This is a genomic window from Cohaesibacter marisflavi, from assembly GCF_900115225.1.
GTDB lineage: Bacteria > Pseudomonadota > Alphaproteobacteria > Rhizobiales > Cohaesibacteraceae > Cohaesibacter > Cohaesibacter marisflavi.
Genome location: NZ_FOVR01000008.1, coordinates 181,948 through 194,671 on the forward strand (window position 1 = coordinate 181,948; position 12,724 = coordinate 194,671).

A 12,724-nucleotide genomic window follows, 5' to 3' on the forward strand; every position below is an offset into this window, starting at 1 on the left:
CTCGCGAGAGCTCTATGCCCGTATGGAACAAAAGCGCCCATGGTCCGAACGAGTGACGCCGGAACTGGAGCGTTTCATATCGCAGCAGACGAGCTTTTTCCTTGGCACAGCCAATGCTCAGGGCCAACCTTATATTCAGCATCGGGGCGGGCCCGCTGGATTTCTGCAAGTGCTCACCGATACCCGACTTGCTTTTGCCGATCTGGCTGGAAACAGGCAATATATCACGCTTGGCAATCTTTCGGAAAATCAGCAAGCCTATCTGTTTTTGATCGACTACCAAGAAGCGCGGCGTATCAAGCTTTGGGGCACGGCAAGAGTGGTGGAAGATGATGAAGCGCTGCTGGATCAGCTCAAAATGGCGGAGAGCAAGGGGCGACCTGAGCGGGTTATCCTGTTTGATCTTATCGCGTGGGACGTCAATTGTCCGCAGCATATTCCTCGCAAGATGGACACAGACAAAGTGTCTGAACTGCTTGCGGAGCGGGACGTGCGCATTGCAGATCTTGAAGCGCGGCTTGCGCGACGCGATGCGCGTTAATTCAGGGCTCTATGGCTTGAGCGCATCGCCGCGATGATATCGGGCAAGATGAGATCAACCCCAAGATTGCTTAGGTGATCATCATCAATATAAAGCGGTCTTTTCCCCTCTACCACCGCGCATGCGCCTTGAGAACAAAACCTCTCATGAGGATAAACAACGGTAACGTCGGGTCTTTTGGCCAACCGCTCCAGGGCCTGGAGTGTTTTGGCCTGTCGCTTGTCAAATGCTTCTCGCTTAGAGATGGGCAACAGGAAGTCGAGATTTGTTGAGCGAATAAGCATCTCGGGTACGTTATAGTCGATCTCGGGCACGGGGCCGACAATGACGACATGAGCACCCAGATCTGTAAAATTGGCTACGGTGCGCGCCAAGGCATCGTTGAAATTGATTTTCTGGCCATTGTTCTTGTCGTCGAACAGCGGTGTAGGCAAGCCCCCATCGCCGGGCGAAACCATATCCGAGGCATAGTTGCCCCAGCGGGTGGAGAGTACAACAAGTGGCACCTTTTTCGCTTTTACGACTTCCTGTAAATAGTGTCCCAGTTGTGCGCATTCCTCGCGGTTTTTCAGCTTTGATATATGAACGTCCAGTAGCGCCGGACAGGCTGGCATCACGGCCAATATGCCACTCATACCAAGCTTATTAAGGTCAGGCTTGAGTTCATGCCAAAGCATTCCTGCATGGCTATCGCCCCACATGATGAACAGCTCATTGTTGCTTGCGCCCTCAGTCTGACATGAAGAGATCGCCGCTTTGCGCATGCTGTGCAATCCTTCAATCGGTGTACAAGACGGAACCGGGGAGCCCTTATTTTCAACCTGATAATAGATCTCTTGTGCTGGCGGGTTCAACCGCTGCGGAATACCCTTCAAATTGATCACGATACCGGCTATCAGGCACAGGGCAGCTAGTATTGCCCCCATCCCGCCAAGGGCCAGACTATGGCGACGCCCTTCACGCGCTCGCCGTAAGGGGGTTTCTATGAATTTCCAGCTGAGAAAAGACAAGCCGGTGGCAAGCAGGAACAGAACGCATTTCTCTGCAAAAACCAGGTCGCGCCCTAGATACAAGGCCGGAAATACGATGATTGGCCAGTGGAACAAATAGAGCGAATAGGAAATCTGGCCAAAGAACAGTGCTGGAGGAGACGTGACAACCCTTTTGTAAAAACTGCCGTTTCGCGGAACGATTTGCACCAGAACTGCCGTTGCCGAGACGGGCAACAAAGCGACAAGGCCGGGGAACGTGGTGTTCTCATCTATGAGCGTTACGGATGCAACAAGGCCAATGATTGCCGAATAGGTCAAGACAGCTGACAGCGCTTTGCCCGGCTTGAAGCGACCGTCCCAATAGGCGATCAGCCCACCAACACCAATTTCCCAGAAGCGTGTGATGGGCATATAGAAGGCAAAGTTGCTGTCAAAAAGCAAATAGACGGTAAGCACATTGCTGATGAAGGAAATAGCGAGCAAGGCCAGCAGAACCATCAGAATAGCTTTGGAACGATTGGTCGCAAAGCGTGCCGATAGCAGCAGCAACAGGGGAATGAGGAGGTAGAATTGGAACTCTACACCGAGCGACCATGTGTGTAGCAACGGGATGGTTCTGGCCGCTGCGGCAAAATAGTCCAGACGATCATTGAAATAGATATTGGAGCCGGAAAATAACGCAGCAACGGATGATTCCGCCAGTGAAACAAACTCCTTGGGCGTGTTGATGATGAAGCCAACCGCCAGCGCGAGGGCGACAACCAAAATCAGCGCAGGATAGATCCTGCGGATGCGCCGGTCGTAAAAGCCTGCAAGCGAGAATTTCCCATCGATAATGTCTGGCAGCATGCTGCGCAGAATGACATATCCGGAAATAACATAAAAAACATCTACCCCAACGAAGCCACCAGGAATGAAGGCAAAGTTGAGATGGAACAGGAAGACTGAAAGCACCGCGAATGCCCGTAAACCGTCGATCTCCGTGCGATAGCTGGCGCTTTTGACTGGGTCTTTCATCGCTTATCTGGTCCGTGCATTTGGGTCTGTTGGTCTGTTTGTTGCAGAAACTATTGGAAACACCAAATCAAGTAAAGCAATTGCTGATTAGCAACAGATAGGCGTGAAAAATCCACCTCCTTTTTCGAGAGAAAGAAGGAGAGATCGAGGCGTTTATGGCACCGTGATTTTATGAAATGAGAGCGCGCTTGTTGACAGCGATCTATTGCCATCTCTGTCAACAAGCGACAGACACGTCGGGTTACGACGGGTTACAATGTGATATCCAATCCATCGAGTGAAGTCAGATTGACCAACTCAATTTCGAAGTCGGCAACAGCATCGCCGTTATTGTCCGCGAAAAGCATGATGCTTGAGCCCGAGGTCTGGATCCAGACAGCGTTGGCGCTAGCTCCTGCACTGGAAAATTGGAAGCTATCATTTCCTACCGCCGACAGGTTGGCATCGATGCCAGAGAGATCAATCTGATCTTCCCGGCTCTCGAAGAGGTAGATCATGTCATGCTGGGCTGCGCCCGCCCGGCTATCATTGATGCTATTGAAGACAAAGGTATCAACGGCATTGTCATTGCCTGCATACATTTTGTCGGCTCCGGCGGAGCCTATCAGTCTGTCAGCACCCGCGCCCGCATAGAGCTGATCGTTGCCCAGGCCCCCGTTGAGGATGTCATTGCCATTTCCACCATTGAGTATGTCGTTGCCCTGATTGCCATTGAGACGATCATTGCCCAACTGCCCGTTGAGACGGTCAAAACCGGTGCCGCCATTAAGAGTGTCGTTTCCTCCCTTGCCATTCAACGTATCATTTCCGGCAAGGCCATTAAGGCGGTTGTTACCCATGTTGCCATTCATGATATTGGCTTGCATGTTGCCGGTGCCGTTGATGTTGGCGTTGCCCGACAGGGTCAGATGCTCGATATACTGACTGTTGGCCTTGAGATTGTAGTTGGTGGTGCTGAAGACACGATCGATTCCCTGCCCGGCGAGCTCGTTTATCTTGTCGTTATAGGCGTCGACATAATAGCTGTCGTTGCCGCCATTGCCCGACATGGTGTCCAAGCCTGCTCCACCATAGAGGCGGTCATTATGGGCGCCTCCAAACAGCGTGTCGTTGCCGTTGCCGCCATAGAGCACATCATTGCCATTGCCACCAAACAGGCGGTCATTGCCCTGATTGCCGTTAAGGGTGTCATAGCCATTGTGGCCATAAAGACGGTCATTGCCGGTGCCTCCTATGAGGGTATCAGCCCCGCCCCTGCCGTAGAGTGAGTCATTTCCCGCGAGGCCATTGAGCCGGTTGTTGCCCATGTTGCCATTCATGATGTTGGCTTGCATGTTGCCGGTGCCGTTGAAATTGGCGTTACCTGTCAGCGTCAGATGCTCGATATATTGGCTGTTGGCTTTGAGATTGTAGTTGGATGAACTGAAGACACGGTCGGTGCCTTCTCCGGGCTGTTCGTTGACCTTGTCGCCATAGGCGTTGACGTAATAGATGTCATTGCCCGCATTGCCTGACATGGTGTCCAGACCGGCTCCGCCATAAATTCGGTCGTTGCCCGCGCCTCCAACAATCGTGTCATTGCCTGCATAACCGAAGATAGTGTCATTTCCCACGCCGCCAGACAGACTATTGTTTGCCGCATTGCCGCGGATGGTCTGCTTCGTTACATCCGTATTCTGGATGGTAGCAATGCCAGTGGAATCCGCGCTTCCATTGGCAATGCTGCCATTGGGCGTAACGACGAGAGAGAAGATTTCATCTCCCTCACTGACCGTGTCATTAAGGAGCGTAACGCCAACAGACGCGACGGTCTGGCCCGCAAGAAACGTGACCGTTCCGCTTTTGGCAACATAATCCTGTCCAGCCGTCGCAGTCCCGTTTTCCGTGCTGTAACTGAGTGTAATATCCGAGCTGGATGGCTGAGAAAGTTGCAGTTCGAAAAACACCTGCTTGCCGCTGGTCGTGCCTTCGCTGACGACCGGATCGGAAACAAACAAAGAGACGTCGGTTGCGCTGCCGTCGTCATCCTGAATGATACCTGTGGCAGAAATACTATCTTCGCCGCCAGCCAAAACGGCGTTTGTTGGCTCATACAGAACGACCGAGAAATTCTCATAATTTTCAACGTCCGAATCCGCCAGAATGGAGATGATTACCTTTTGCTCGGTTTCTCCGGGTGCGAACGTGATCGTATCATACTTGGTGTAATAGTCGCTCAATGCCGTAGCGCTGCCGTCTTCGCGTGTTGTTGCTCTGACGGTAACGGTGTCGCTGGATGGCTCGGAAAGTGTAACCGTGAAATAGAGATAGGTCTGGTAGTCTGCTTCTTCCATCACACCGCCGGAAAGGGAAACGACGGGCTGGTTTCCCGACCCAGCATCGTCATCGAGTAGATAGGCAGTGCCCGTGGAATCCTCGACAGAATTTGCGATGCTAGAGTTTGGTGTGACAACAAGGTTGAAAAACTCATCCCCTTCGGTGGTGGTGTCGCCAGATATATCCACTGCAATGGTGGCGACGGTCTGGCCCGCTTGAAAGGTTACTGTTCCGCTTTTGGCGGTATAGTCAACGCCTGCGACAGCAGAGCCATCAACGGTCTGATAGGCCAGAGAAATACTCGACGTGGGTGCCTCGGAAAGACGGATCTCGAAGACAGCTTGCTTGGTTCCGCTATCCCCTTCATGGATGATCGGGTCAGAGACAAACAGAGCAAGATCGGAACCGCTGCCATCATTATCCTCGATAATGCCGGTGGCCGTCATGCGATTTTCTCCGCCTGCCAGCGTGGCATTGACAGGGTTGGTCAGGACAACGGTAAAGTTCTCGTCTGCCTCATCTATAGAGTCGCTTTGAGAAAAAATGTAGAACGTCTTTTCAGTTTCGCCTGCAGCAAACGTCAAGGTGCCAGAACCGATATTCACGTCGTCCTGAATGCGGGCGCTACCATCTTGCAGTATGCCCCAATCGACGGATACCTCCGAAGTGGATGCTTCCGAGAGGGTGGCGGTGAAAAGAAAGGGAAATGCTTCTGTGCGAGACAGACTGGCAATGGAGATAATGGGATCCGGCATTCGTTACTCTCTCAAGTGTCAACCAACTGATATGGTGGCAATTGATCCTGTCAATCCTGCCAGCGAAATTGCAGGAGAGAACTCGGTCTGAGCCTTTGGGAAATCCGGATGCATTTTTAAGCGCAGCGCAGCTCAGAAGTCAGAAACAATTGGTTTTTTCGATCTAAAGTTACGTCGTACATACACGTACACAGTAAGGGCAAAGGGTTCATGATGCAAACTTGATTTGAGAAATTCTAAACTAAATTCAAAAAAATGGAGATCTATCCATCTCGACTTTGTTGTTTGAAAACAATGGTATAGCTTTCAGTTATGGTTTTGTGTATCACTGCTTAATTTCTTAAATTTTGAAATGTGATTATCTAAACTGTGCTGGGTAATAGTTACCTTTTGCCTCTGGGAGAACATCTATTTTTCGTTCTGACAAAGAAACCTTTAGCGTAATAATTGCAGCCAAAGAACCGGTACTTCTCGACTTGCAAATTTGTCAATAAAATTTTCTTTACACATGGGTACGGCTAAATGCGTTGTTGGATTAAGGCACAGAACATGCTATATTTTTCAAATCAAATATCCCGTGCATCACGTGGAATTCAAAATTAACAAATATATGGGTCTAGACGTGAAGTTAGTTATCGTTGCTGACGATTTGACAGGGGCGCTTGATAGTTCTGTTGCCTTTGCGGATCGTGGCCTGAAAGTTCTCTGTGCCTTGTCTGTTTCCGAGTTGCCTGCGGCTATGTCCGAGGGGGCCGATGTTGTTGCCGTGTCCACGGGTTCCAGAGAAATTTCTCAGGAAGATGCTGTTTCTCGTGTGAAACAGGTATTGTCGATGATCCGATCCCACGAGGGTGCGCAATCACTTCGCATTTTCAAAAAGGTCGACAGTCGCCTCAAAGGGCATGTGGCCGCTGAGATCAAGGCGCTGGGATTTGCAAGTGATCAGACACTGATTTGTCCGGCTATTCCGCGTCTGGGGCGCTTTGTCGAAAACGGGCTTCTGGTTGGCGCAGGTGTTGATACGCCCATTGCTGTCACTGACATCGCAGATTTACCGGAAACATGCGGTCTTGATGCTGCTACGCAACAAGACATCGAGGCTGCCATTTCAGGATTTGCAGATGATGGCCTGTTTGTTGGTGCAGCTGGCCTTGCCGAAGCGTTGGCGAGCAAAATTGCACCCGATCCAAGAACGGACGCTATGCCTGCGCCTGAGGCCCCTGCCCTGTTTGCCATCGGGTCACGCGATCCTGTAACTCTGGCCCAGCTTGGAACGTTCAACATTGTTGGGGCGCCAAACGGGGTTGTGCCAGAGCCTGCCGCATTGCAGAAGGATGTAAAGGTCATCCAGATGACGCCCGGTGAAACTGTTATTTCGGGTCAGGAAGCCGGAGACCTGTTTGCCGACGGTATTTCTAAATGGATTGCACACGCAAAACCCCGCACATTCCTAGGATGTGGGGGAGAAAGTGCCGCAGCTATTTGCGCGCGCTTGAATATCGGAATCTTACAAGTTCTTGGTGAGGTGCTGCCAGGCCTGCCCATGTCGAAATCCATTGGAAGCGGCGATCACTTGTATATCATAACGAAATCAGGTGGCTTTGGGTCTAAGGACACACTTGTAAATTTGGCGTCAAAGCTAGTAAAAGACAGAATGAATTAATGCCAGAGGTTTAGAATCGTGACTCAGAGCAGTGAAGCCAATGAAACAAAGAGCCGGCCAAGAAGGCTTTTGGCTGACAAGGTGTATCACACCCTGTTCAGCCGGATTTCAAATGGCGACTATCCAGTCAATCAACGCATGCCGTCGGAACATCATTTGTCTGAAGAACTCGGTGTCTCCAGGCCGGTGCTGCGCAGTGCTCTTGAAAAGCTTCGCAAGGAAGGCATGATCTATGCCCGGCAAGGTGCAGGTAATTTCGTGCGTGCGCCTTCTGTTTCTCCGGTTGGCTTTGCGCGGGTGGAAACGCTTGCCGATATCCAGAGATGCTATGAGTTCAGGCTGAATCTTGAAACAACCTCTGCTGTTCTGGCTGCGGAGCGGCACAATAAGGCCATTCTTACCGATATGGAAGAAGCTTTGGAAATGATGCGGACAGCAACCGGCAGTCTGGTTCACAGGGAAGATGCCGACTTTGCTTTCCATATTGCTATCGCTAAAGCTTCAAACAACCACTATTTCGAAACGGCGATGCGTGCCTTGCGCGAACATATCTATGTGGGCATGCAGATGCATGGGCAATCCCTGCTTAATGAGGGTGGTAAGGCGCTTTATCATGTGTTTGAAGAGCATGATGAAATCTATCAGGCTATCAAGAATCACGATAGCCAGCTGGCTTCATCCCTGATGCGTGCCCACCTTGAGCATTCGCGGGATCGTTTGTTTGGTGGTGGCCTTATTGATCTGACAATGCCGGATCAGTAACGCATTATTTTTTGTAATTGAGTATCGAACATGAGCGCGGAGATCATCAGGTCTCTGCGCTTTTTCTTTGTCTGTTGCGGCACATGCTTGTGGCACACCCGAAGGAAGGTAAAAAAGAGGGAGCCCGAAGGCTCCCATAAAGGTGGATTAGTTTGAATAGGGATCAGGAGAAAAGGTGATATCACCGTTTGTCCCTAGTTGCCGCAAGCTTGCTTGCGTAATCGAGGGTGCTCAGCATATTGACGTGATTTGCCTTGCCGGTACCCGCGATGTCAAAGGCCGTTCCGTGGTCTACGGAGCAGCGATCAATTGGCAAACCGAGCGAAACATTGACCGCTGAATCAAAGGCAATGATCTTGATCGGGATGTGGCCCTGATCGTGATACTGCGCAATGACAAGGTCAAAGGCGCCGTTATGTGCGCGGTGATAGACGGTATCGGCCGGAACTGGTCCGACAACATTGATGCCTTCTTTCTGCGCCATTTCAACGCCGGGCAAGGTATGCTCGTCATCTTCATCGCCGAAGAGACCGCCTTCCCCGCAATGGGGGTTGATGCCTGCAACAGCAATGCGCGGATTGTCATATCCCATCCGCTTGAAGTGCTTGTGGCCCATGCGGATGGTGTCAAGTACGCGTTCAGGCGTGGAGCGCTCGATGGCGGTCTTGAGAGACACATGGGTGGAGATATGCAGCACGTTCAGTGTTTTGGACGCCAGCAACATGAAGGAGCTTTTCGAGCCGGTCAGATGGGCCAGCATGCCGGTGTGACCATCATAGTGATGGCCGGCAGCGTTGAGGGCGGCCTTGTTGATCGGTGCGGTCACAATGCAGGCAGCTTTGCCAGCTTGCACCATGTCAACAGCCTTCTTGATATACTGGAAGGAAGCTTCGCCACAGGCCGGTGACAGAACGCCGAATTCGCCGGGCAGTCCTTCAATTGGCAGATGGATTACGGCCAGAGACCCTTCCTGACCCACAGTGCCATGCGCGTGCAATGGTAGGTCCACTTTGCTCACCGCGATTGCGCGTTCCAGCGTGTCCATGTCGCCGATAACAGCATACTGGGCTCTCTGTTCGGCAGAAAGCGCTGCCATGGCTTTTACAGTCACTTCCGCGCCTACGCCGGAAGGATCGCCCATGGTGATGACTACCGGGCTGTTAGACATGTCTCTCTCCTTAGAATAGAAACGGAGGGCTTTGCAGCCCTCACCTGTTTTTCTTACCTATTTCAGGTCGCCGGCATTGAGGCAACGCTTCGGCATGCCGCCTTCCATGATGGTGGCAATGTCTTCAACGACCATCAAGCCAACATTCTCAACTGCTTCCTTGGTATCGGCACCGGAATGCGGGGTAAAGATCGCATTGGGGTGGCTAAAGACCGGATGAGAGGTTTCAGGAGGTTCCGTGACATAGGCATCAATGGCAACACCGCCCAACTGGCCGCTATCCAGAGCCGCAGCAATGGCGTCCAGATCAACAACTTCACCGCGGGCAAGATTGATCAGTTTAGCGCCCGGTTTCATCTTGGCGATGGTATCCGGGTTGATCAGTGCTGCATTGTCCTTGCCGCCGAAGATATGCAGGGACACATAATCGGATTTGCCCAGCAGGTCTTCAAGAGACAGGATTTCGATGCTGTTCTCTTTGGCGAATGCCATGTCAGCATAAGGATCGGTTGCAACAACCTTCATGCCAACGCCGATGGCCAGTTTGGCGAGGCGTTTGCCGATGTTGCCGAGGCCTACGATGCCCAGGGTCTTGCCGCCAAGCTGAGTGCCAACGCGGCGTTCCCATTTGCCACTGGTCACGCAAACATGCCCCTGCGGGATGAAGCGGGCCATGGCATACATGAAGCCGACTGCGAGCTCTGCAACAGCGTCTGCGTTCGCGGCAGGCGTGTTGCAAACCGGCATGTTTTTGGCGGTGCAGGCTGGAATGTCGATATTGTCGACCCCTACCCCATGCTTGATGACGGCCTTGAGATTGTCCGCACCGACCAGTGTATCCGCAGTGACAGGAACCAGACCGACAACAAGGATGTCTGCATCTGCGATCTGCTCGGAAACACCGCCGTCCGGTTTGGAGGTGTCATCACAGCGCACGAGATCCCACCCGTGAGCCGCGATTTCATCTGGCACCCGGCCATGTTTGCCAAAGCCGGGTGAAGTGGTGAGTACCTTAACCATTATTTGATCAGCTCATATTTCTTGAGAAGGGCTTCAACCTGTTTGTCCTGCTCAGGATCTGGCAGAAGGGCTGGCTGACGGGAGGCACCAACAGAGTGATCCATGACCCACAGGGCACGCTTCACCATGGCTGGAGGGAAGCCGAGGCCATAGAGGTCTTTACGGAAGTTGCCGTAGATTTCCTGTGCTGCTGCAGCGCCCGCTTCGTCGCCAGCATTGAAGCAGGATACGATCTTGGCAAGCACTTCAGGCATCACGTTGCCGAGGCCGGAGATGCAGCCAGCAGCGCCATTCTGCAAAGCCCAGTGAACCAGATGGTCAGGGCCAGAATAGACGTCAAAGCCTTCTACGTCCTTGCCAACCTGCATGTAAGCTTCCAGCGTTTCTTGCTGACCACCAGAATCTTTGATGCCGGCAATGTTCGGATGGGACGAAAGCTTGCGAGCGGTTTCCGGCTCGATATGGTTCTGGGTACGTGCCGGGATATCATAGAGATAGATCGGCGTGTTGACTGCGTCAGCAACCGTCAGATAGTGACGTTCCAGACCGTCCTGTGTGCAGGCGATGAAGAAAGGCGCAATGACTGCGATACCATCAACACCAATACGGTCGAATTCTTTGGCAAGCTTGACCGTTTCAAAGGTTGCGGGCATGCCGGCATTGACGATGACTTTGCATTTGCCTTTGGCTTCGGAAACCACTTCGTCAGTCAGGCGTACCTTTTCGTCAAAGGTCAGGGCTGAGAAATCGCCGTTTGTGCCTGCGCACAGGATGTTGTTTCCTGCTTCGATCTGCCGACGTACCTGGGCGCGGGTTGCTTCGTAATTATGTGTCTCGTCTTCGTTAAAGCATGTGACGAGTGCAACATATGCCTCTTTGGTCATGGGGTTACTCCGTTGGGTTTGTGGCTTGCTTGGAATTTTTGGAATTCGCAATAGCCTTGGAAATGAATGGCCAGCCAAGTGACAGAATTGTGAGGCCAATGAACAGAAGGGTGATCGGGCCGGAGATGAATTCAATTACATTGTCACCGGTCTGAAGAAGACCGCGGCGCAGGTTTGATTCCATCATTGGGCCAAGGATAAGGGCGATACACAGGGCAGCCTGACTGAAGCCGAATTTCTGCATACCCCAGCCCAGAACCCCGAAGCCTACCATCGTCAGCAAGTCGACCTGGTTCAGGTTGATCGAGAAGGAACCGATAAAGCAGAAGATAACGATGGAGATCGTGAGCATTCTGCGTGGAACCATCAGGATCTTCGAGAAGAGCGGGATAAGCGCCATGCCGAAGATGAACATGAAGATCGTTGCGATGAAGGTGCCGCCGAAGATGCCGACGACAACGTCCGGGTTGGTCTGGAAGAGCATCGGTCCGGGAGCGAGGCCCTGGATCATCAGACCGCCCATAAGAACGGCAGTCACAACATCGCCGGGAACGCCAAGGGCAAGCAGCGGAATAAGCGCCGAGGCGCAAACCGCGTTGTTGGCGCTTTCGGTTGCGGCAACGCCTGGGACGTGACCGGTGCCGAATTTCTCAGGTGTTTTAGAAGAACGACGGGCTTCGTTATAGGAAATCCAGGAGGCGGTGCCAGAACCTGTGCCCGGTACGATACCGATAAAGGTACCGATCAGGGAACCGCGGATCAGGGCCGAGGCACTTTCTTTCATTTCCTGCATTGTTGGCCAGCGGCCAGTCACATCGGTAATGATTGAATCGTCCTTGGTGGACAAGCGTTCGAGCTGGGTAAAGACTTCAGACAGAGCGAACAAGCCAATCAGGGCTGGTGTGAAGGCAAAGCCGGAGGCAAACCCATTGATGCCGAAGGTGTAGCGCATGACGCCGGAAATCGGGTCTGCACCCACACAAGAGATCAAAATGCCAAGCAAACCCGAAATAGCCCCCTTCACCAGATCGCCAGAGAGCGATGCAATGATGGTCAGGCCGAAAAGAGCAAGGGCAAAATATTCCGGAGCACCGAATTCCAAAGCGACGCTAGCGAGCTGCGGGGCAAGCGTTGCGAGCACAATGGCTGCGATGAGGCCGCCAACGGTAGAGGCGATGGTCGCCATTCCGAGGGCCTTACCCGCCTGCCCTTTTTGAGCGAGTGGATAGCCGTCAAGCACGGTGGCTGCAGAGGCTGGCGTGCCGGGGGTTCTAAGGAGAATGGACGAAACACACCCACCATAGATGCCGCCAATATAAATGCCGATCAACATGTTCAGGCCCATGACGGGCGTCATGCTGAAAGTGAGGGGAATGAGCAGGGCAACACCCATTGTGGCAGTCAGGCCAGGCAGGGCGCCGATTACCAGCCCGCCCAAAGTGCCCAGAGCAATCGTCCAGAGTACTTCGAAGTCAAGGAGGGGTGCGAGATAGGAGAGCGTGTCCATGGTCAACTTTCAGGCAAATCTGCTGAAGTCTTCGTCTTCAGACGTGACAGTTGTTTTCGTTGGAGTCTGGAGCGCGGGGACCGCGCTCCAGTAATAGTC

General features: G+C 52.5%; 9 protein-coding genes. 3 read left to right on the forward strand and 6 right to left on the reverse strand.

The genetic code is table 11. From position 1 onward, the window contains the following. Positions 1-22: 22 nt before the first annotated feature. Positions 23-541, forward strand: coding sequence for a pyridoxamine 5'-phosphate oxidase family protein (locus BM258_RS15370; RefSeq protein ID WP_342029358.1), 519 nt, complete (start codon positions 23-25; stop codon positions 539-541). Here BM258_RS15370 and BM258_RS15375 read toward each other — a convergent pair. Both BM258_RS15375 and BM258_RS15380 read right to left on the reverse strand, forming a co-directional pair. Beyond that, the gene (locus tag BM258_RS15375; RefSeq protein WP_090073744.1) at positions 538-2,550 is read right to left on the reverse strand and encodes an acyltransferase family protein; all 2,013 of its coding nucleotides are present in this window, start codon (positions 2,548-2,550) and stop codon (positions 538-540) included. The two genes, BM258_RS15370 and BM258_RS15375, sit on opposite strands and share 4 nt — an antisense overlap. A gap of 251 nt (positions 2,551-2,801) precedes the next feature. Beyond that, positions 2,802-5,621: a Calx-beta domain-containing protein gene (locus tag BM258_RS15380; protein ID WP_090073746.1), complete on the reverse strand. Its 2,820-nt coding sequence runs from the start codon at positions 5,619-5,621 to the stop codon at positions 2,802-2,804. A 622-nt stretch (positions 5,622-6,243) separates the two neighbouring features. Between BM258_RS15380 and BM258_RS15385 the strand changes: the two genes are divergently transcribed. Continuing rightward, entirely contained in the window at positions 6,244-7,284 is a 1,041-nt protein-coding gene (locus BM258_RS15385) for a four-carbon acid sugar kinase family protein (RefSeq protein ID WP_210186768.1), read from the forward strand. A gap of 69 nt (positions 7,285-7,353) precedes the next feature. After that, on the forward strand, positions 7,354-8,046 hold the full coding sequence (locus tag BM258_RS15390; RefSeq protein WP_244544720.1) for a FadR/GntR family transcriptional regulator: 693 nt from the start codon (positions 7,354-7,356) through the stop codon (positions 8,044-8,046). Positions 8,047-8,227: 181 nt separating this feature from the next. Here BM258_RS15390 and pdxA read toward each other — a convergent pair whose 3' ends face one another. The 4 genes from pdxA to BM258_RS15410 are packed head-to-tail and all read right to left on the reverse strand — an operon-like array spanning position 8,228 to position 12,625. Next, positions 8,228-9,214 carry a 4-hydroxythreonine-4-phosphate dehydrogenase PdxA gene (gene pdxA, locus BM258_RS15395; RefSeq protein WP_090073751.1) on the reverse strand — a complete coding sequence of 329 codons (987 nt, stop codon included), beginning with the start codon at positions 9,212-9,214 and terminating at the stop codon, positions 8,228-8,230. A 57-nt stretch (positions 9,215-9,271) separates the two neighbouring features. Then, entirely contained in the window at positions 9,272-10,234 is a 963-nt protein-coding gene (locus BM258_RS15400; RefSeq protein ID WP_090073752.1) for a phosphoglycerate dehydrogenase, read from the reverse strand. Then, positions 10,234-11,118 carry a dihydrodipicolinate synthase family protein gene (locus BM258_RS15405; RefSeq protein ID WP_090073754.1) on the reverse strand — a complete coding sequence of 295 codons (885 nt, stop codon included), beginning with the start codon at positions 11,116-11,118 and terminating at the stop codon, positions 10,234-10,236. Before BM258_RS15405 ends, BM258_RS15400 begins: the two co-directional genes overlap by 1 nt. Positions 11,119-11,122: 4 nt before the next feature. Beyond that, complete coding sequence (locus BM258_RS15410; RefSeq protein ID WP_090073756.1) at positions 11,123-12,625, reverse strand: tripartite tricarboxylate transporter permease; 1,503 nt, start codon at positions 12,623-12,625, stop codon at positions 11,123-11,125. Between the last annotated feature and the right edge of the window lie 99 nt (positions 12,626-12,724).